The sequence below is a fragment of the Hahella sp. CR1 genome (genome assembly GCF_029813005.1).
GTDB lineage: Bacteria > Pseudomonadota > Gammaproteobacteria > Pseudomonadales > Oleiphilaceae > Hahella.
On the sequence record NZ_JAPELK010000020.1, the window covers coordinates 1 to 20,992 of the forward strand.

At 52.0% G+C, this 20,992-nt stretch carries 16 protein-coding genes; 5 read left to right on the top strand and 11 right to left on the bottom strand.

Annotated elements, in window-relative coordinates:
* Positions 1-2,790 (bottom strand): error-prone DNA polymerase (locus ONV78_RS29310; protein ID WP_279508067.1); only part of this gene is annotated, 2,790 nt, incomplete at its 3' end.
* A 15-nt stretch (positions 2,791-2,805) separates the two neighbouring features.
* Entirely contained in the window at positions 2,806-4,212 is a 1,407-nt protein-coding gene (locus ONV78_RS29315) for a DNA polymerase Y family protein (RefSeq protein ID WP_279508069.1), read from the bottom strand.
* An 886-nt stretch (positions 4,213-5,098) separates the two neighbouring features.
* Here ONV78_RS29315 and ONV78_RS29320 point away from each other — a divergent pair.
* On the top strand, positions 5,099-5,587 hold the full coding sequence (locus tag ONV78_RS29320; RefSeq protein WP_127972315.1) for a GNAT family N-acetyltransferase: 489 nt from the start codon (positions 5,099-5,101) through the stop codon (positions 5,585-5,587).
* 55 nt (positions 5,588-5,642) lie between these two features.
* Here the strand turns inward: ONV78_RS29320 and ONV78_RS29325 are convergent, their stop codons facing one another.
* Complete coding sequence (locus ONV78_RS29325; protein ID WP_279508072.1) at positions 5,643-8,534, bottom strand: insulinase family protein; 2,892 nt, start codon at positions 8,532-8,534, stop codon at positions 5,643-5,645.
* A 275-nt stretch (positions 8,535-8,809) separates the two neighbouring features.
* Here ONV78_RS29325 and ONV78_RS29330 point away from each other — a divergent pair, with 275 nt between their 5' ends.
* Positions 8,810-9,112 (top strand): hypothetical protein, encoded by a 303-nt coding sequence (locus ONV78_RS29330; RefSeq protein ID WP_279508074.1) that lies wholly within the window; start codon positions 8,810-8,812, stop codon positions 9,110-9,112.
* On the top strand, positions 9,096-9,668 hold the full coding sequence (locus tag ONV78_RS29335) for a GNAT family N-acetyltransferase (protein ID WP_279508076.1): 573 nt from the start codon (positions 9,096-9,098) through the stop codon (positions 9,666-9,668). Before ONV78_RS29330 ends, ONV78_RS29335 begins: the two co-directional genes overlap by 17 nt.
* A 26-nt stretch (positions 9,669-9,694) precedes the next feature.
* On the opposite strand, the gene ONV78_RS29340 is transcribed toward ONV78_RS29335, so the two are convergent.
* From ONV78_RS29340 to potA, 4 genes are read right to left on the bottom strand one after another with little or no spacing between them, the layout of a single operon-like run.
* Positions 9,695-10,744, bottom strand: a complete 1,050-nt coding sequence (locus ONV78_RS29340) for an extracellular solute-binding protein (RefSeq protein WP_279508078.1) — start codon at positions 10,742-10,744, stop codon at positions 9,695-9,697.
* Positions 10,741-11,514, bottom strand: a complete 774-nt coding sequence (gene potC, locus ONV78_RS29345; RefSeq protein WP_279508080.1) for a spermidine/putrescine ABC transporter permease PotC — start codon at positions 11,512-11,514, stop codon at positions 10,741-10,743. Before potC ends, ONV78_RS29340 begins: the two co-directional genes overlap by 4 nt.
* Complete coding sequence (potB, locus tag ONV78_RS29350) at positions 11,498-12,364, bottom strand: spermidine/putrescine ABC transporter permease PotB (protein ID WP_127972307.1); 867 nt, start codon at positions 12,362-12,364, stop codon at positions 11,498-11,500. The genes potC and potB overlap by 17 nt, the downstream gene beginning before the upstream one ends.
* Before the next feature lies 1 nt (position 12,365).
* Positions 12,366-13,463 (bottom strand): spermidine/putrescine ABC transporter ATP-binding protein PotA, encoded by a 1,098-nt coding sequence (potA, locus tag ONV78_RS29355; RefSeq protein ID WP_279508082.1) that lies wholly within the window; start codon positions 13,461-13,463, stop codon positions 12,366-12,368.
* 202 nt (positions 13,464-13,665) lie between these two features.
* On the opposite strand from potA, the gene ONV78_RS29360 reads away from it, so the two are divergent.
* Entirely contained in the window at positions 13,666-14,409 is a 744-nt protein-coding gene (locus ONV78_RS29360) for an ABC transporter substrate-binding protein (protein ID WP_279508084.1), read from the top strand.
* Between the two features lie 26 nt (positions 14,410-14,435).
* On the opposite strand, the gene ONV78_RS29365 is transcribed toward ONV78_RS29360, so the two are convergent.
* Both ONV78_RS29365 and ONV78_RS29370 read right to left on the bottom strand, forming a co-directional pair.
* Positions 14,436-15,344 carry a U32 family peptidase gene (locus tag ONV78_RS29365; protein ID WP_279508086.1) on the bottom strand — a complete coding sequence of 303 codons (909 nt, stop codon included), beginning with the start codon at positions 15,342-15,344 and terminating at the stop codon, positions 14,436-14,438.
* Between the two features lie 62 nt (positions 15,345-15,406).
* Entirely contained in the window at positions 15,407-16,405 is a 999-nt protein-coding gene (locus ONV78_RS29370) for a U32 family peptidase (protein ID WP_279508088.1), read from the bottom strand.
* Between the two features lie 138 nt (positions 16,406-16,543).
* Here ONV78_RS29370 and ONV78_RS29375 point away from each other — a divergent pair, with 138 nt between their 5' ends.
* Positions 16,544-17,128 carry an SCP2 sterol-binding domain-containing protein gene (locus ONV78_RS29375; protein WP_279508091.1) on the top strand — a complete coding sequence of 195 codons (585 nt, stop codon included), beginning with the start codon at positions 16,544-16,546 and terminating at the stop codon, positions 17,126-17,128.
* A 16-nt stretch (positions 17,129-17,144) separates the two neighbouring features.
* Here ONV78_RS29375 and ONV78_RS29380 read toward each other — a convergent pair whose 3' ends face one another.
* Both ONV78_RS29380 and ONV78_RS29385 read right to left on the bottom strand, forming a co-directional pair.
* Positions 17,145-17,768, bottom strand: coding sequence for a LysE family translocator (locus tag ONV78_RS29380; RefSeq protein WP_279508092.1), 624 nt, complete (start codon positions 17,766-17,768; stop codon positions 17,145-17,147).
* Positions 17,769-17,904: 136 nt separating this feature from the next.
* Positions 17,905-20,988 carry an efflux RND transporter permease subunit gene (locus ONV78_RS29385; protein WP_279508094.1) on the bottom strand — a complete coding sequence of 1,028 codons (3,084 nt, stop codon included), beginning with the start codon at positions 20,986-20,988 and terminating at the stop codon, positions 17,905-17,907.
* Between the last annotated feature and the right edge of the window lie 4 nt (positions 20,989-20,992).

Genomic DNA, 20,992 nt, shown 5'->3' on the forward strand with positions numbered 1-20,992 from the left:
GTCAACCGCCGGTAAGCTGTGAGGAACTAGATTGGCTTCTCGAAGATAGGCCAGGGGGTGGTCACCTAGCACTACGCCTGTGCTGGCATGATCTTCATAAATGCTGTCCAGACGACCGGGAGGCTTGAAGTCTACGCCTCTGTATTCAAACTCGGAGAAGAGTTGATAGTAATAAAGAAAGCCTGAGCACTCCCAACGTTGCTGATATCTATTGTCGCCTAACGAAGTCAGAGCGTCGGCGGAGGCAAGGGCTTCAAGGTCTTCTCTAGTTATTTTCGGAAGATGCATTACCTGTGCGAGAGAAGTAAAACCTTCGTCGGCCCTATGCTGAATAATGGAGACTGCGGCCTCTTCTGATAATCCTTTAACGAGCTTGAACCCTAGTCGTAAAGCACCTTCTTTTGTGTTGTCGGTGTGTGGCTCTAAACGGTGCTCCCAGTAACTATTATTTATATCCACGGGTAAGACGATAACGCCATGTCGCTGGGCGTCTTGGACTAATTGCCAAGGAGCATAAAAGCCCATTGGTTGACTGTTTAAGAGTGCACAGCAGAAAGCGGAAGGGTAATAGTATTTAAGCCAGCCCGAATGATAGGCCAGCAGCGCAAAACTGGCGGCATGGGACTCAGGAAAGCCGTATTCGCCGAAGCCCTCTATCTGTCGGCATAAACGCTGAATATATTCCTGGCGTACACCTTTGTTAAGCAGATTGGTTATCAGTTTGTCCATTAACTTGCCCATATGACCGCGGCGTTTCCAGCTAGCCATAGAGCGTCTTAGTTCTTCTGCTTCTTCGGAAGTGAAACCAGCCCCGACAATGGCTATGGCGATAACCTGTTCCTGAAAGATGGGAACGCCGAAAGTACGCTTCAGAATGGGGGTTAGCTCAGGTAACGGGACGTCTTCAGGATCTTCCAGATTATGTCGTCTACGCAGGTAGGGGTGAACCATATCGCCATGAATCGGACCAGGCCTGACAATCGCCACTTGCACCACAAGATCATAGTATTTAGCTGGTCTGAGACGAGGAAGCATGTTCATTTGGGCGCGAGATTCCACCTGAAAGAGCCCAACTGTGTCGGCCTGCTGCAACATGCCATAAACTTGGGAATCTTCGTCTTTGGGAATGCTTTCCAAAGAGAACGTCTTTCCCGTTATTTCACTAATATATGTCGTACATTTTTTCAGTGCTGTCAGCATGCCTAGCGCCAACACATCGACTTTCATTAATCCAAGAGACTCAAGATCGTCTTTGTCCCACTGTATGACTGTACGCTCTTCCATTGCGGCATTTTCTATTGGGACCAGTTCAACTAAAGGACCTGCGGATAAAACAAAGCCGCCTACGTGCTGAGATAAGTGTCTTGGAAAGCCTAGCAGTTCAGGTAGCAACTCTTTAAAACATGTCAGGATATGATTGTCCTGGGAAACCTGAGGTGTGATGACTTCATCTATCCAGTTCTGTCCCCGATATCGCCAGCCATAATTAGCGATCACATTTTCGAGCTGAAATAAGTCGACTCCTAGCGCCTTACCCAAGTCCCTTATTGCGCTTTTGGGGCGATAAGTAATTACTGTCGCAGCAATGGCGCAGCGCTCACGGCCGTAGCGCCGATAGAGATATTGGATAATTTCTTCTCTGCGCACATTTTCGAAATCCACATCAATATCTGGTGGTTCGTCACGTCCCTTGGATATAAAGCGCTCAAAAAGAAGGCTGGCTTTGGTGGGGTCAACAGCGGTTATACCAAGACAATAGCAAACCACAGAGTTTGCGGCCGAGCCTCTTCCCTGACAGAGTATGTCTGATTTTTTCGCGTAATCCACAATGTCGAAAATAGTCAGGAAGTAATACTCATATTGCAACTCACTGATGATCTTAAGTTCTTTCTCCAATGTAGCTAAAACTGATTCAGGTATGCCTTGTGGATAACGAAGATGCGCCCCTTCATAAGTCAGGCGACGTAAATAAGCGCTAGGGTCGTCTCCTTCGGGAACGACTTCCTTGGGATATTGGTAACGGATTTCATTCAACTCAAATGTGCACCTCGCTGCGACCTTCAGGCTCTCTTGTATTGCGCTAGGGGGATAAGTTTCATGAACTTCACTTAAAGGGCGTAAATAGTTTTCCGCATTAGGAGCCAGGAGCTCTTTTATAGAGTCCACTGATTGATTGAGGCGAATTGCTGTCAGTGCGTCGTGAAGCTGCTTTCGCTCGGGCGTATGCATCTTGACTTCATTGCTGCACACAACAGGAAGGTTATAGGCCTCGGATAGCGTTTGTATAAGCTCTCGCTTTGAGCTGTCCTCTTCTGACAGGGATAGCTCCAACAATAGCCATAGACGGCCAGAGAATGCTTGTACTAACGCTGGGATAAACTCTTGATCACTTCGCTTGGGGCGCCAAAGTAGGAGGCCTTGCTTGATGCTTTCATTAAGGTCATGAGGTGAAAATCGATAGTCCCCTTTTTCTGCTTTTCTCCTGCAGTTGGTAATAAACCGGCAGAGTTCGCCATAAGCTTTTTTATGGGGCGTCAGTACGACAAAGCAATCTCCTTCATAATGAAACTCGCTGCCAATGATTAGCTTAAACGCTGAAGCTTCAGGAGTTTCCTCCCTTAGCCGGCGTAGCTCTCGCCACGCTTTGACGGCGCCAGCGACGGAGCACTCGTCCGTAATCGCCAAGGCGCTGTAACCCTGTTCAACGGCTTGTTGCACTAGCTCTTCAGGGTGAGACGCGCCTTTTAGAAATGAATAGTTGCTTATGCAATGGAGCTCGGCGAAGGACATGGGATAACTGCTTATTCAGGAAAAAAAACCGTGCCGGAACCACTGTTTTTCAGGGGTATGAAAAATCCAGTGCAAACTATTGTTTGGGGTGACGGCAACATAGTAGTCCCGCCTTACGGCATATTTATCCCACCAGCCCGAATCTATGCGTAGTGGCCCATGAAGCAGCTTATAAGACTCAATATTGATAAGCGGCGCCGAAGGCAGCAGCCAAACCGGCTGTGGTGAGGTGCGTGAACGTGGATATTTTACAAGCGCGGGTAACGGCGTTTGTTGGGTTTTTAGTTCTGGTCTATGGTCGGTGGTCAGACTAAGAAAATGCACATGATCGGAGCCCAGCCGGGCAGCCAGCCGATTGAGCAAGCGAGTCTTTTCGGCAGCGATATTTTCGTTGAAATGTGCGAATAAATACTCTGACTGTTGGGGCGCTTCTTCAAAGTTGGAGGCGAAAAGCTCAACCATTACAACCGGGGCGGACAGCTCTATTCTTTCCAGGCTCTTATTCAGGATGTATAACCAGGAGTCGGGCCGGTTATCTCCCTGTGCGAGTCTGATGCTTTCCAGGGTCGGCGGTTGATGACGATGAATAAGGCGTACTTCCAAGGACTGACTAATCAGGCAGCGCTCCTGTAAAAAAAGGCAGAACTCTTTAATGGCTTTGGCTAAGTAGAAGAGCAAAGGCTGTAGGCTTTCAAATTCCTGCTCCAGGTCTAGCCGCTTTTTGAAACGGCTTGGAGGAGTAAAAGGCGAAGGCCGCCAAGGTTTGCGGCCAAGCGCGTGGTCAAGATACAAAGCAAGGTCTGCATCGATTCGATACGCAAGATCGCAGCTTGGAAGTTTGGCGATATCATAAATAGTTTTTAGACCCACCTTGCGCAGCTTATATTCAGTACGACTCTCCAGCTTCAGGCGATCTAATTTCAGGAGCTTGAGCGCCCGCCAAAAACTCTCGGCGTTTACATCTTTTTCTAGGTTTGAGCGAGCAAGGAGGCGGGCTGCTTTGGGGTGAGGCGCTGTTGCGTTCAACGTGGTAACGCCAAGGGCTGCAAACGCCTGCTGAATGTCCTGGCGCAATTGTGAAGGGCGTGTATACAGGCGTTTCATTGAGGCGACTTCCAAATACAAACCGTCAGGCTCGTCCAAGCTGACCCAAGAGGAAAAGCGGTTAGCAATTTGCGCTGCTCGATGTATTGCTTGCGTTTGCTTGTGGGGCTTGATGTGGAGAACCTGTAAGGTGGGGCATAGGCAGAATGCTGTGTTTAATAGCATCCCAGTATCCACGCCTGAGTCCGAGGCGCTCGCGTTTGTGTCAACAATGACAGAACCATTTTCCTGAATCAGAGCAATGGGAGTGGTTTCTCTGAAGTCTGGACTCCACGTTTCTGCATACAGGTGTGGAAAGTAAAGATATAACCATCGCATAAGATCATACCGCCTTTGAACTTATCCGGTTCTTTCCCTACGAGCGTCACTTTCAGCTTCCGTGTGAAATGAGGGGTGCCTAAAAAGAGAGAGCGGATGTAGCGAGTCTATGGCTATTTTGGATGTCGCCCACCCCCTACGCTGTTTTAGGATCTCCACGCATAAGACTCCTTGAGAGAGCATATTTAAACGAACTCGCAATGAGCTGGGCGAGTTGGCGTACTGTCTATCCTGAAACAAGAAGCACGGCTTTTGCTGTTGAGCGGCAATAATCTGTAGTCGACGCACGTGCTCTGGTCGCATGCTCCCAGGCCATGCCAGTACCGCGGCGGACGATGAGCTTTTCAGACCTTCTTCTATCGACCAGAGCAAATCCCTGCGAGATTGAGGTTGCGTTATCAGGTTGTTGTAGAGACTTAAACCGCCATTAATTAATGCAGGCGCATATAGTGGATACGGCGGCGCTACCCACAGTATCCACTGTTCTTGATGGCTTAATGGAGCCAAAGCCGGAAACAAAAGGCTGACCTCTCCCATACCTGGTGATCTATATCCTATTTCTGTCACGCCATCCGCTGGCCATCCACCGTCGGCCAATGCTTGGTTCAAAGATGGAAAGCCAGTATCCAATCCTTTTATTGGGGCTGAAGAGAAATGTCTTCCTCGCCATATCTGGCCTCGATTAATTGCTTGTTCTAGCCCTGATTTGTTCATTGTCTGAGTAGAATTAAGTTTAAATAAAAACACTGTATATAAAAGCAGTATTTTTGTCAAAATAGAGATTACTTACTCTTTTTTAGGGCATGGATATTCAGTTATGCTTCCAAACGGCCCCGCTTAAATAAGCGGTTACAGGAAAAGCGAAACATGTGACAACGAGGCATTCATGGAAATAAGAGAGGCGTTAGAACAGGACTTTGAGCAGATTTGGCGGATATTTCACTCTGTGGCTGTCGCGGGAGAAACCTATGCTTACGCCCCTGACACAAGTAAAGAGGAAGCCTACGAATTATGGTTGCGGCAGCCACAGAAAACCTATGTCGCAGTTGAAGGCGATACAGTCCTGGGAACCTATTACCTGAAGCAAAATCAATTGGGGCTGGGCTCTCATGTCAGCAATTGTGGTTACATGGTGGCGGAGGCCGCCCGTGGTAAAGGCGTAGCGGCGTCCCTGTGCGAACACTCGCAAGCCATGGCGAAAAAATATGGGTACAAAGCCATGCAATTCAATTTTGTGGTATCCACCAACGAAGTCGCGGTTAATCTGTGGCGCAAGTTGGGCTATGACATCGCCGGCCGCCTTCCCAAAGCCTTCCGTCACTCAAAGCTTGGACTTGTGGATGCGTTGGTTATGTATAAGTGGCTGGGGGACTAAGACTTGGATGAAAGGCCATAGATCTTGTTGCCTATGGCCATATTGCTTTATTGCTTTATTGCTTGCTAAGCATCATTTCAGTGCTTTCAGACTGTGGAGACACCAATACCCACTTTTCATTTGTATTCTGAAACTTCTCAAGCGAGTCTAGCTTTGTATTGGAAACCTGAGACATCCATTTGGAGTTAATGTTGTGAGAGTCTCCCTCTACCAGAACCGATAACAGACGGCTTTCTGGGCTTGTAAAGCGCAGTTTATACCAGCTAATGAAGTTTTCTTTGTTAATATTTTTCACTGCTTCCGCCGTGCGTATATGTGAGCCAAAGTCTAAGCTGCCGTTCTTGATTTCTTTCCAATATTCATAAGCTTTTTCTTCCAGCTCTTTATCCGCATTTAACTCCGTAATTAGGGTGCTTTTAAAGATGTTGAAGTCTTTCTCTGGCATGGCAATTAATGTTTCGAGAAAGTTTTTCATGAAGTTTAGTGTCTCTTTCTCCAGCTTGTCAGGGCCTGAAACTGGGGATTGCATGTTAAACTTCATGCCCGGGATGTTTAAATAGTTGTTTGATGTAGCGTGAACTACATATCCAAGTTGTTTCTCTGTTCGCAGCTCTTTAAAGAAGGATTCAGATAGCATTTTCTCCAATAGCTCAAAATGAGCGCGCTCCTCATAGCTTGCAGAGGCTCCCTGTACATATACAAGCGAAACTGAGTCTGTAAATTCCGACTCCTCGAATACTCGGGTAATACCTTTTGGCATACGCATTACATACTCCCTTATTTGGGGACTGCTTTCTTTATTTATGATTGCGTCGGCCACCATTTTATTCCATGTCTCTGCTTGGACTTGTTCAACATTACCGTAGGCAAATGAAGCAACATGTAGGTTGTCTTTGAAATCCTCAAGAAGATTGATCATTCTTGAATAGGATGCGCCTTGCATGCCCTTTGCGAGATCAGAGCGACTATAGCTTGGAGTATAGATAACACTATCCGTTGTTTCTTGAGCGACGGTTAATGGATGGGCTTCCTCTGTATATTTTTTTAAATACTCTAACCACCCATATCTGTATCCCTCATAGCGTCGCTCCTTTACCCTGAAGGTTTTAATTTCTTCCAAGGTTTGCGAAAGCAGGAGTTCTACGCTTTCTGGATAGCCGTGGAAGTGCAGAGCTATTCCATTTTTTTGTCTTTCGATACTCAAATCCGTATTTACTTCTTCAGCAATAAGCGTTTGATGCTCAAGTTTCTTTCTTAGTAAGTTCCAGAACAATTGCGTAAGCGCTGCATTTCTTCGGTCTTCGTCCATTTCAGGAGAGCGTAGTAACACAAAGTAGTAAGCTAATGGGCTACCTGCTTTGGTATTTTTGCCATACCAAGCCTTGATGTTTTGATGCGTGCTCAGTAGTTCGGGCGAGGCTGATATATTGCCGCTTATCTGCACTTTACCTTTCGGCAGAAAAGGATTTGTAGGTGGTCGAGCCATGTAATAGCTCTCTTTCGGTAAGTAATGTTTTTGCTCTGAAGGGGTAAGCATGCTCACTGAGTAGGGAGTGTTGAACCATTTGGACTCTTTGGATAAAACGAAGTCAGGATGGGTGACGATCGCCATCATGTTATCAGGACGAATGGCTTCAAGAATCTTCTGGTAAAGTGAGGGATTGAATTTTTCTGCGACATATCCTTTGGCTACAGCGTAGTCTGGGCCATAGAGGTTTAAGTTATGAGCTGCATTGGCGATATTGAAATCGTTAAAGTAGCACCATTGCAATCCTCTGGCTTTTTGAAACTCATTAAATCTCCATTCTTCCAGCGGCTCTTTCTTTAGTATGTCGACATACGCCATCAGACGTCTGATAACATCCCAGTATTGTTCGCCACCTTTGTAATGAAGGTTTATATATATTTCAATGCGCGAAGCGCCTGGGTCATCTGTGTTAAATCGGACGCTCACGCCCTGCGCGTAGCTGTAGCCTCTCAGGTTGCTGGAAAGCGTCTGAGGAACTTGTTGCTCAAGTAAAAAGCTGATGAACTCTTCTGGCACCGCTTTATACTCTTCCTTGATATCAGGAATAGGGAAGTAAAGTATCATGTACCTTTCCAAGTCATCGAACTTTGTCTTCACCAAAGAGGGAACTCTATTCAACTTGAGAGGCTCTTGATATAGAGGCGCTATAGCCTGACGCACAGGTAAATCTTTAAACTTTTCTCTGGCCAGCGATTCCAATACCTCGTTGGACTGTGGAGCGCTAATTACCAAAGACATCTTTTCTGCACTATATTGCGCTGTCCACCATGCCTTCACCCGGTTAGCGAGCTCTTGATCACTGAAAGCTTCGAAAGATTTCGCATTACCCATTCCAAAACGCGTAATAGGGTGATTGGTGGCGAATGCCTCTGATGCGGCATCAGTTAGACGCCAATAAAGCATGTCCTTTCTATATTGGTACTCCGCCTGGATTGCGTTTCTTTCTCTTCCTACATAGGTTGAATCCAGCGTAGGGGCAGACATGGCGTCGGCGAACAGATCCAAGGCGCCTTCCAGATGCTGGGGCTCAACATCAAAGTAGTAGTTTGTAGCGTTATAATCAGTGGAGGCGTTGGTTGAACCTCCATGCTTCGCCAAGTAGGTCTGTAAGGCGTCTGCCTCTGGATACTTTTCGGAGCCAAGAAAAAGCATATGCTCCAGGAAGTGCGCCATACCCAGTATATCTTGAGGGTCTTGCTGAGTTCCTACAGAAGCTTCGAGGGATATATTGGCTTTATTTAAGGATGGGTCCGAAATTGTCAGAACCTTCAGTCCATTGTCTAGCTTTAGATAAGAGTATTGTTTTGATTGCTCACACTCTTTAGGAAGCAAAGGGTTAATTTCTTCAGCGTAAGCGCTAGCAGAGAGAACTAAAGCGCAGGATAAGTAAATGAAGTGTGTAATACAGCGAAAAAACACTAAAAACTCCAATGATCAGACTAATCTGGTTGGGGGGAATTACTATTTATCAGGGGGTATGGGGCTACTGCATTGATGGGAATGCTACGACAGGGACGATTCCGTTCGATGAAGCTCCAACATACTACTGGTTAACAAGCGCGCTATTTTATAAGTTTTTTCCTGAAAGATTAACTAAATTTTAGAAAACAAGTGACGGGCATATTAACTTCAGCCTGTTGAGCCGGAATTACCGGCGTCCAGTAATGTGAGTAGACGTAATAAAGGAGCACCCCATGCCAAGCCTGGGATTACAGACTGATTTGATGTTCAGCCGGTATTCCGGTGTGGTTGAGGATGTGGGTCGGTATGTTGTGATTACCACGCCGAGCAATCCGAATTATTACTTTGGCAATTATCTGTTGTTGAAGACGCCGCCGCAGGCGGGGCAGTGGACTGATTTGGAGTTGGATTTTGCGCGTTATGTTGGCGCGCCGCCGCGGATCAGGCATTTTGCGTTTCAGTGGCGCGTCAGCGGTGAAGAGGACGGGGCTGATATGAGCGGTTTTATGCAGCGGTTTTATGCAGCGGGGTTATGAGTACATGGAGTGTGCGGTCCTCACTGCGAAGCAATCAGAGTTGTTAAAGCCGCAGAAAGTTAACGTTGATGTTGATGTGCGGACGCTGCAGTCGGAGGAAGATTGGCGCGCCTGGTATGAGCTTGAGCTGCAGGAGCGGGATGTCGATCAGCCGAAGGAAGAGAATGTGGCTTTCCTGCAAGGCGTTCGTGATATGTACCGGAGTATGATCGCGGCAGGAAGAGGAGATTGGTTCGGCGCGTTTCAACAGGGAGAGTTGGTGGGCAGCGTTGGTCTCTTTTTTGATGAGCGTATCGGCCGGTTTCAGAATGTGCTGACCAAGTCCTCCCATCGAAGCAGGGGGATATGCCACACACTGGTGCACGCCGTCGCCAAAGCGGGTTTTGATCGGGCGGATATATTAGTCATGGTGGCGGATGAAAACTATCACGCTGCGCGAATTTATGAATCCTTGGGATTTCAGCCCAGTGAACGGCAGGCGAGTCTGTGTCGTCGTAATGTGGGTGGGAGTCAGTCGAGCGAGGAGAATGGTGAGAAAACAAGCAGGCCGGAATAACTCTCCGGCCTGCTTGTGAACTGAAATCAGTTGCCGGTTTTCAGCTTCTGCCAGTAATCGTTATAAAGCTCCATGGCTTCGCCTACGTCCTGCTGGAAGTCGCCTTTCTGGATGACTTCGGCGGGTGGGAAGATGGTTTGATTGTTACGCAGCTTTTCGTCCAGCAGGCTCAGCGCTGATTTGTTGGGAGTGGCGTAGCCGATAAACTCCACGCAGCGCTTGGCGATTTCCGGTTGCAGCATGAAGTCGATGAACTTGAGCGCATTTTCCTTATGCTCAGCGCCAGCGGGAATGGCGAAGCTGTCGACCCAGAATGCTGCGCCTTCTTTGGGATAAATATACTGGATGTCCGGGTTTTCCTGTTGCGCCTGTATCACTTCGCCGTTCCAGATCATGCCCAGATTGACGTCGCCCGCCATATAAGGCTCACGGGGCGCGTCTGAGTTATAAACCAACACATTGGGCATTAGGGTTTTCAGCAGCTCATAAGCCTGTTTGATTTCCGCAGGATCAGTGGAGTTGCCGGAGTGGCCGTTAATTTTCAACGCCATGTGGAACACTTCGCGAACATCGTCCGTCAGCAGCAGGCTGCCTTTCCATTTGGGGTCCCACAGATCTTTCCAGGAGGTAATGCTCTTGGGATCGATCGCTTCCGCGTTAATGCCAATGCCTGTGCTGCCCCAGGTGTAAGGGATACTGTATTGGTTGTCCGGATCGTAGGGTTTGTTCAGCAGGTTCGGGTCCAGGTGCTTGAAGTTGGAAAGCTTGGACTTATCGATTGGCGCCAACAGACCTTCTTTGCGCATTTTCGAGATGTAGTAGCCAGAAGGCACGACAACGTCATAGCCTTTGCCTTTTTGTAGTTGGACTTTGGCGTACATGACCTCGTTGCTTTCGTAAGTGGCGTACTCCACTTCGATGCCGGTCTTGGCGGTGAACTCGTCCAGCACGCCTTCAGGTATGTATTCCGTCCAGTTGTACACGACCACTTTTTCCGCCGCCCGGGCTGTGCCGATAGCGGCGAACAGGAAGCCTGCCGCGAAGAGGAAGCCAGTTACAAAGGAGGTTTTTTTCATGCTTCGGTTTTCCTTTTCATAAGTAGCGTCACCACCGTGACAAGAGTTAAAGAAATAAACAGCAATACTGTGGCCAACACATTCACCTCGGGCGAAATGCCCACCTTCACCATTGAGAACACCCGAATGGGCAGAATCTCAAAACCGGGTCCGGTCACGAATGAGCTGATAATGACATCGTCCAGAGACAGTGTGAAACTCAGCAGCCAGCCGGAAATAACGGCGGGCAGGATAATCGGTAAAATGATCAGGCGAAAGATGCGGCTTTCACTGGCGCCTAAATCCTGCGCCGCTTCCAGTAAGTTTTCGTCAAACCCTTTCAATTGGGCGTAAACGGTAATCACGACGAAAGGCAGGCAGAACGTGATATGGGCGATCAACAGGGACCAGAATCCCAGCTGAATTCCCAGTGCGATAAAAATAACCAGGAAGGTTATCGCCAGGACGATATCCGGCGACATCATCACCACGAACAACAAGCTGCCGGCGGTTTTCTTGAGGGGAAACTTATAGCGATAGATCGCCAGCGCCATTAACGCCCCAATGACTGTCGCCGCTGTCGCGGACAGACAGGCGATAAGCAGAGAATTGCCGAAGGCGTCCATCAACGCATCGTTATTCCACAGCTTTTCATACCAGCGCCAGGAGAAGCCTTTCCAGTCATAGCCGTACTTGGATTCATTGAACGAGTTGACCACCAGCACCAGGATGGGCAGATACAGGTACAGGAAGATCAGGCCCAGAAAACCGGACTTAAAGATTCTGATCATCGAGGCCTCCCATGCGCTGTACTTTCTTGTTGGCGGCATAATACAGCCATAGCATCATCCCCATGATGACAATCAGCGTGACGCTGAAAGCGGAGCCGAACGGCCAGTCCCGCACCACCAGGAACTGATTCTTGATGATGTTGCCCAACAGCAGGTTCTTGGCGCCGCCGAGCAGATCCGCCACATAGAACATGCCCATGGCGGGCAGGAATACGATCAAACATCCGGCGACGACTCCCGGCATGGTGAGCGGCAGTACGATGTGATAGAAGCGCTGCCAGAATCCCGCGCCCAGATCGTGGCCAGCCTCAATCAGATCCTTGTCCAGCTTGTCGAAGCTGGAGATCAACGGCAGGGCCATAAAGGGCAGCAGGATGTAAGTCAGGCCGAACACGACTGCGAACTCGGTATAAATCATCTGAATAGGGGCATCAATGACGCCAATGGCCTCCAGCACCCAGTTGAACAGGCCTTTATTGCCAAGCAAAAGCTTGATGGCGTAGGTGCGTATCAGGCTGTTGGTCCAGAAGGGAATGATCATCAGGAACATCATGAAGGCGCGCCAGGCTGGCGACATCTTGGCGACAATGTAGGCGAACGGGTAGCCGAGCAACAGACAGATCAGCGTCGCCTTGGCGGACAGCGCCAGACTCTGCCAGAAAACGTCGGCGTAAAGGGGCTCCCAGATACGCGCGTAGGCGTCCAGCGTCATCGGCCAGACCGCCAGATGCTCGGAGTCAGGCGTCATCACGCTGGTCAGCACTACCAGAAAGTGGGGCGCCAGAACGAACAACGCCAGCCAGGCCAGCGTCAAAATAATGATGAAACGGCGAAAAGGCGATTGGCTCACGTCAGGACTCCGCTTTGATCACGTGTTCCCAGCCATCCACCCAATCGACCCAGACTTTCTGATTGATGCTGTAGTCGAAGTCAGGATCGTCTTCATCAAAGAATTCACTGGCCATGATGGTCTGTCCTGACGGCAACTGGATCTGTGAGTCCAGGGTCTGTCCGGTGTAATTGCGCTCCAGTACTTTTCCTGAGAAACCAGGACGATCTGGCGCATCCTCCAGATATTCAATCCTCAAGTCTTCCGGGCGCAGCAATACATGTACTTTATCGCCCGCCTCGAAACGGCGGTCTGCGTGAATCTCACGCTTGAAGCCGTCCATCGCGGCGAGATAGCGGTAATCGCCCAGGCTTTCCAGGATTTCCGCGTTGAATACGTTGATTTCCCCAATGAAGCTGGCGACGAACAGATTATTCGGGCACTCGTATATTTCACGCGGCGTGCCTACCTGCTGCGCCTGACCATTGTGCATGACCAGAACACGGTCGGACATGGACAGGGCTTCTTCCTGATCGTGGGTGACGTAGATAAAGGTGATGCCCAGCTTGCGCTGTAGCTGTTTCAGCTCCATCTGCATCTGTTGACGCAGTTTGTAATCCAGGGCGCTGAGGGATTCGTCCAGCAGCAATACTTTGGGGCGATTCACCACGGCGCGGGCGATGGCGACGCGCTGCTTCTGACCGCCTGACAGCTGATGCGGTTTACGCGTGGCGAAATCAGACAGGCGTACGGTGGCTAACGCCTCTTTTACGCGTTCGGCGATTTCCGGCTTGCTGACCTTGGCCATTTTCAGACCGAAGGCCACATTGTCGAACACGGTCATATGGGGGAACAGGGCGTAACTTTGAAACACCGTATTCACCGGCCGCTTTTCCGCGGACAGCTTGGAAACATCCTGCCCGTTCAGCATGATGCGCCCTTCATCCGCGCCCTCAAATCCGGCGATCAGGCGCAGCACGGTGGTTTTGCCGCAGCCTGACGGCCCCAAAATCGTAAAGAATTCTCCGTCTTCAATGCTCAAGTTGAAGCCCGACAGCACTTCTTGCGTATCAAAACGTTTGGTGATGTCGGCAAGCGTAAGAATGGGCGGTTTGCTCAATGTGTATAACCCTGACTCTGTGACTCCGCGAAAATCGCGGGAAAAGTGACTTTTCTGGCAACGTTTAACGTATGACCCTCTTCAACCCCGCGATTAAAGTGGATTGCATGGCCAACGTCAATTCCGGTCTAAGACTTAATGTCTATACTTTAGCCAGAAGTGACGAAATGACGCCTGTGAACAACGCAATTAGGAGGCTTTAATGAAGCGCCTTATTCTATCTGTTTTGACTGTCTTTATCGCCGCTGTAGGTCTTGAGGTGAGGGCTGAAGGTAAGAACGTGCAATTGACGTCCCTGGACTGGCCGCCCTATACCTCGGAAGGTCTGGCCAACCAGGGCGCCAGCGCGGCGGTGGCCAAAGAGGCGTTCGCCGCCATGGGTTACACGTTGGAGGTGAAATTCTACCCCTGGAAGCGCGCCGTGGCCCTGGCCAAAAACGATCCGGCCTATGACGGCTATTTCCCTGAGTACTACGCCAAAGAGCTGGAAGACGACTTTATCCTGTCCGAGCCGATGGGCTCAGGCCCTTTGGGGTTCGCCCAACGCAAAAATCATCAGATTGACTGGGCAGCGCTGCCGGACCTCGCCAAATATCGCATCGGCGTGGTCAGCGGTTATGTGAACACCGCTGAGTTTGACGACATGGTGGCCAACAAGCAGCTCAATGCGAGCGAGGCGGGAGATGACGTGAAGAACCTGATGAAACTGGTCTCAGATCGCATTGATTTGGCGGTCATCGACAAAAACGTCATGAAATACCTCCTATCCACTGAGGCGAGCCTTAAATCCGCCGCGGGCGCGATTGAGTTCAACCCGACGTTATTGGAAGACAAGAAGCTTTATATCTGCTTCAAAAAAGGCCCTCGTGGGGAAGAGCTCGCCAAGGTGTTCAGCGAGGGCTTGAAAAAGATCGACGTCGATAAAATCATGCAGGGATATTTTTAAGCCTGACTTTGTCTCCGGGATAAGCCTCAGGAGAGATGAGGCGTTTCCTGCGGTCCCGCCGCCAGCTCCATGCCAGGGATTCGGCTCCAGTAACCATTGCTGTGGTTGAGCTGGTAGGGCAGGACCCTGTCCTGCTCCTGTTTGAGCGCCAGCGCTAAACTCTCTGCGACCCGCAGGGTATCCGGCGACTCAGGGCTCAGACGAATCACATTCACGCCTGCATGCTGCAGATCGCGCCATTGATTCAGCAGGTGATAACACTTGCCGGACTGCGTCTGAATGCCGTTGAGGTTGAACAAGGTTTCGCCTTCCTGGCTTCGTGTGGGAATGCCTTGAGGGTATTTCTTACAGACGAAGCGACAGTCGTCTTTGGGCAATCCCTCTGATCTGGCTGTGAAGCAGCGGGCGGAGAGCGCAAGGGGAAGATGACCGTAGGCGAATAACTCAGTTTCAATGGGGGAGGCGAGACTCCCCAGAATGCCTTCCAGCGCGTGCCGGCTGATTTCTACGGGCGGCGTCCAGCGTTTAGCGCCTGCTTGTCGCATGATTTCCAGCGCTGGCGCGTTATAGATATTCAGGTAAGGGCCGGCGATGAAAGGCCTTCCGGCTTCCGACATCAGGTGCGCCGCCGCCATGTCATTGGCTTCCACGCTCAGGCGTTCGTTTGCATTGGCCGCTTTGCAGATAGCGCGCAGGGACTTTAATTCCGACTCCGCTTCTATCAACGCGAGGGTGGAAAGCGCGACTTCTTTTCCGGCATCAAGCAGTGAGTCAGCGATGTCCAGCCAGTCGCGCAAGTTCATCTCCCGGCGCTTGGAGCAGACAGTTTCTCCGAGATAGACAATATCGACCGGCGCGGCGGTGACCTGGGAATAGAATTGAACGACCATGTCTTTCGGCCAGAAATAAGGCAGGGGACCCAGAGAGATTTTCATAGTACTGCGCCTTCTATCTATTGATGATTCGGAGATACGCGACCCGAGGTCAACGCTTTGATTTACTGCCAGGGACGGGAATACGCGCCTAACGTAGTTTGCGCGCCCTCAGACAGCGCCTGTAACGCCTCCAGCCAATCTTGCTGACATCGGAACGCCGCAGGTTCGCGCTGGAAGCAATCCAGGGCCTGACGCCAGGTGGACACGACCTGTGCGACATAAGACGGGCTGCGCTGTCGGCCTTCTATCTTCACCGCCTTGACGCCGGTTGCGGCGAGTTCTGGAATGAGATCGAGGGTATTCAGGCTGGTCGGCTCTTCAAAAACATGAAAAGCATGGCTGTCGCCGGCGTCAAAGCGTCCCTTGCATAAAGTGGGATAACCGGCGTTTTCGTCCGCTTCGAAGCGATCAATGAGTGAGCCGTTTAGGCGGGACTCCAGGCGTCCGTCTTTCTGTTCCCACTTTACGAACTTAGCGGGCGAGCAGGCGCCGCTGTTGTTGGGCGATTCACCGGTCATGTAGGACGACATATAGCAGCGCCCCTCGGCCATGATGCACAGGCTGCCGAAAGCGAAGACTTCCAGATCAACCGGGCTATGCGACGCCACCTGCCGCACCTGCGGCAAGGACAAGACTCTGGGCAGAACCGCCCGTTTGATATTGAAACGGTTGTGATAGAAGCGCAGCGCTTCATAGTTGGTGGCGGAGCCCTGTACGGAGAGATGCAGGTTCAGCTGGGGATATTGGCGGGCGGCGTAATCCATGACGCCGATATCGGCGGCGATCAGCGCGTCCGCCTGCAAGCCGGCGACTTTATCCACCGCGTTGCGCCAGCGCTCCCAACCTTGTGACTGAGCATAGGTATTGATGGCGACGAAGAGCTTCACGCCACGGTCGCGGGCGTAAGCCAGCGCTTGTTGAGCTTTGGCGTCGTCGAAATTCAGCCCGGCGAAATGGCGGGCGTTGGTATCGTCTTTGAATCCGATGTAAACAGCGTCGGCGCCGTTATCCACGGCGGCGCGAAGAGCGGGAGGACTTCCCGCCGGACAAACCAGCTCCATTGCATACTCCCAGGGCGGCAAATGCGAGTAAGGTAGCAAAAGCGCTGTGTGGGGGATTTGATGGAAATCAATATGCCCCGGGTCCTGAGTCTATTTAATAACGGCGACTAAACGCTGCGACAGGGGAGACTGATGTTCATGTTTAAAAGCCCGCTGCAATTTTCCAAAGAGCTTGCCGCCGCCTTGCCGGCGCTGACAGATGTGGTGCGCCGGCCGGGACGCTATCTGCTGCATCCCTTGGCGCGCACGCCGTTTCCGCTGCAGGCCGCGCTTATTCGCAAGCTGCTGCAGGACGGTTTCGGTGAGGCGATCAGAGAAGGAGAGTTCGACTCTCTTATTCATCGCTGGGTTAAAGTGACGGTTGTGGATTTGGAACTGAGCTGGAGCCTGAGTCTTGCTGAGGATCGCTCCATCAGAGTAGCGCTAACGGAAACGGCGGATACGGAAATCCGGGGCGATTCCGCCGCCTTCGCCTTGATTGCTGGCCGCAGGATGGACCCGGATACGCTGTTTTTTCAACGCCGGATTGTGATTCTCGGAGATACGGAGCTGGGCCATGAGATGAAGAATCTGCTGGATACCGGCGATCTCAACGATCTGCCCGCGCCCGTCCATAAGATGTTGGAGCTGGCTTCCTCCCTCGCTGCTTACTGGGAAGCCTCCAAACGGGATCTGGCGGCGGCGCTGAGCTATAAAATTCCCGTTACGCCGCAAACCTCCTGACGCCTGAAAACCCGCGTCAGAAAAACGCCAGCCAGGCTCCGACGCCGATCATTAAGGTCCCAGCGATACGGTTCAACAAGCGGACGTTATCGCCTTGCAGCAGGAAGTGGCGCAGCGTGCGGCCGCCGCTGGCGTATAACACCAGGCAGAAAAATTCCACAATCAACAGGATCGAAACCAAGGTCGCCAATTGCGGCGCCATTGGGGCGTCGGTTGAAATGAAGGGCGGCAACAGCGACACCATGAACGCCCAGCCCTTGGGGTTGGAAATCGCCGTCACAAAGCCCTGTGTAGCCAGCTCTGTAGGGCTGGCGACGCGGGAGTCCTCCATCTTCTCGGGAATGGCCATTTTGCCCCGGGATAGCCACATCTGTACGCCAAGGTAGGCGAGGTAAGCGCCCCCGACGTACTTAAGCACGGAGAACACCTGCGGATACTGCAGCATCAAAGTGGCGACGCCTACGACAGAGGCGACGGAGACAATGCCGACGCCGATCAATTCGCCCCACATCATCCAGAACGTACGCTTCAAACCAATGCTTAATCCCATGGTCAACGCCAGCGTCATGCACATGCCCGGGGTGGCGGACACAAACAGGCAGGTGGAGAGAAACACCAGAAGCACGGAATAGTCGGTCATACAGCGGTCGTCCTGAAAGCGATGGTCAAGCGGATGGCGTTAGGGGAATAAATCAGAAAAGCCATTATCAGGCAAGCCGGAGCCGCCCGATAATTGCTTTTTTCAATAGGGCTCCGGCGCTGGCGGGCGCCGGAGGCTAAGAGGGAAAGGTCAGGCGTGGGACAGCCTCGCCGTCCACGTCTTCCTGTTTTTCGACCAGACTGTGGTCCGTGCCCAGGATCATGTACATGGTGGGCACTACAAACAGCGTGAAGATCGTGCCGATGGACAGGCCGGATGCGATCACCAGACCGATATCGAAACGACTGACGGCGCCGGCGCCGCTGGCGAACAGCAGAGGCAGCACGCCCACCACCATTGCGGCGGTGGTCATCAGAATCGCCCGCAGACGAATGCCGGCGGCCTGCTCGATGGCCTCGCGCTTGCTCAGTCCCTGTTCCACCTGCAACTGGTTGGCGAACTCCACAATCAAGATGCCGTGTTTAGTGATCAAGCCAATCAGCGTCACCAGACCGATCTGAGTGTAGATATTCACCGACGTCACACCGAAGGCGATGGGAATCAACGCGCCCAGCAACGACATCGGCACGCTCACCAGAATGATGAACGGATCGCGGAAGCTCTCGAACTGCGCCGCCAGCACCAGATAGATCATCAACAGGGCGAAGAAGAAGGTGAAGATCAGCGCGCTGCCTTCCTGCTTGTACTGTCGGGACTGTCCGGCGTACTCATATCCATAGCCCTGCGGGAAGATGGTCTGCGCCTTCTGGTCCAGGAAGTCCAATGCTTCGCCCAGACTGATTCCGGGCGTCATGACGCCTTCCACCACCATGGAGTTCAACTGCTGGAACTGCCCGCGCTTATTTGGCTCCACGCCTTTGGAGACTTCCGCGATGGTTGAGAGCGGAATCAGCTCGCCGGAAGCGGTGCGCACGTAGTAGTCGTCCAGTTGCTCAGCTGTGGCGCGGTATTCCCGCAGCACTTGTGGAATCACCTTGTAACTGCGGCCTTCCACGCTGAAGCGGGTGGTATAGCCGCCGCTCAACATGGTCGCCAATGCGGCGCCGATATCCTGCATGCTGATGCCCAATTCCGCCGCCTTGCTGCGGTTGATGGAGATATGCGCGGTAGGCTTGTCGAACTTCAGGTCGGAATTAACGAACAGGAACTTACCACTCTTGCGTGCTTCCGCCAGCAGCTCCTGACCCAGCTCATACAGCACCTTGTAATCCTGCGCGGTGGTGATGACGAACTGCACAGGCAGGCCGCTGGAGCCGGGCAGGGTGGGCAGGTTGAAGGAGACCGATTGATAACCGGCGATATCCCCCATGCGCTGCTGCATGATGGGAACCAGCTCCATCTGACTGCGCTCACGCTCTCCCCAGGTTTTCAGGATCATGCCGGAGAACATGCTGTTGGCGGAACCGTTGGCGCCTTGCACGATGAAGTAATCGTTTCTCTCATCAAAGGTCTCAATGGTTTTGATGACTTCATCGGTATAGGCGGCCACGTAGTCATGAGTGGCGCTCACCGGCGCGGTGGACATACTGAAGATGATGCCCTGGTCTTCGTCCCTGGCCAGCTCTTTGTTGGACAGCTGGTACAGGTAAAAACAGCTCACCAGCATCGTCAGCACCATCACCAGCGTGACCGGACGATAATTGAGCGCGTTATGCAGGCGACGCTGGTAGGCGCCTCTGAGCTTTTCAAATACCTCATCCAGCCAGATCGCCATCTTGCTGTTGGTTTCCGTCATCAGCTTGGAGCACATCATCGGCGACAATGTCAGCGCAATGACGCCCGAGATGATCACCGCCCCCGCCAGGGCAAAGGCGAACTCTTTGAACAGGCCGCCCGTCAGTCCTCCGAGGAAGCCAATCGGCGCATACACCGCCGCCAGGGTGAGGGTCATGGAAATGACCGGCGTGGCGATTTCCCGGGCGCCAATGATGGCGGCTTTGAACGGCGACAGGCCTTCATCGATGTGGCGGTGAATGTTCTCCACCACCACGATGGCGTCGTCCACCACCAGACCGATAGCAAGCACCATCGCCAGCAGGGTCAGCAGGTTGATGGAGTAGCCCAGCGCCAGCATGAAGAAGCAAACGCCTACCAGAGACAGCGGAATAGTCACCACCGGAATCATTACGGCGCGCAAAGAACCCAGGAACAAAAAGATGACGAATATAACGATGACCGTCGCTTCGCCAACCGTCTTGATCACTTCGTTGATGGAGTCGCGAATGAACTTGGTGGCGTCATAAGCCACTTTGACGTTCAGCGCGCTGGGCAACTGCTTCTCAAGCGCTGGCATCAGGTCATAGATATTGTCGATGACTTCCAATGGGTTGGCGGCGGGCAGGGACGTAATGGCGACAAACACGGCGCGATTGCCGTTGAAGTACACCGCTGAATCGTCGCTTTCCGCATCCAGCTCAATGGTGGCGACATCCTGCAGACGCACCAGGGTGGCGTCATCCCGTTTCACCACCAGCTGCTGGAATTCCTGCACGCTGTGCAAATCCGTATCGGCGGTGATATTGGCGGTGATGTACTGGCCTTTAGTCGCGCCGGCGGCGGACAGAAAGCTGTTGGAGCCGACGGCGCGGGCGACATCCTGAGGCGTCAGGTCGAAGGCCGCCAGCTTCTGCGGATTCAGCCAGACGCGCATGGCGAATGTTTTGCCCCCGAGAATTTCCGCTTTGGCCACGCCATCGGCGGTTTCCAGCTGCGGCTGCACCACGCGTTTCAAGTAGTCGGTGATCTGCGCTTCGCTCATGTCCTGGCTGAAGAAGCTGACGTACATGAGCGCAGTGGTGCCGGCGGTGGACTTCTGAATCACCGGCTCTTCCGCATCCGCTGGCAACTGACGGCGCGCCTCCGCCACTTTGGAGAGAATCTCCGTCATCGCGGTGCTGGAGTCAAAGCCCAGTTTCAGGTGCACTTCCACCAGACTGGAGCCCTGGTTGCTGGAAGAGGTCAGATAGTCGATCCCCTCGGCGCTCGCCACGGCCTGTTGAATGGGCGAAGTGATGAACCCCGACACCAGTTCAGAACTGGCGCCAGGATAAGCAGTGGAAATATTGATGACCGCATTTTCCAATTGCGGATATTGCCTCACCTGCAGAGTCTTCAGGGCGTTGAGACCCAATAGCAGGATAATCAGGCTGACGACGGACGCCAGCACCGGACGGCGTATGAATATATCGGTAAAACGCATAGGC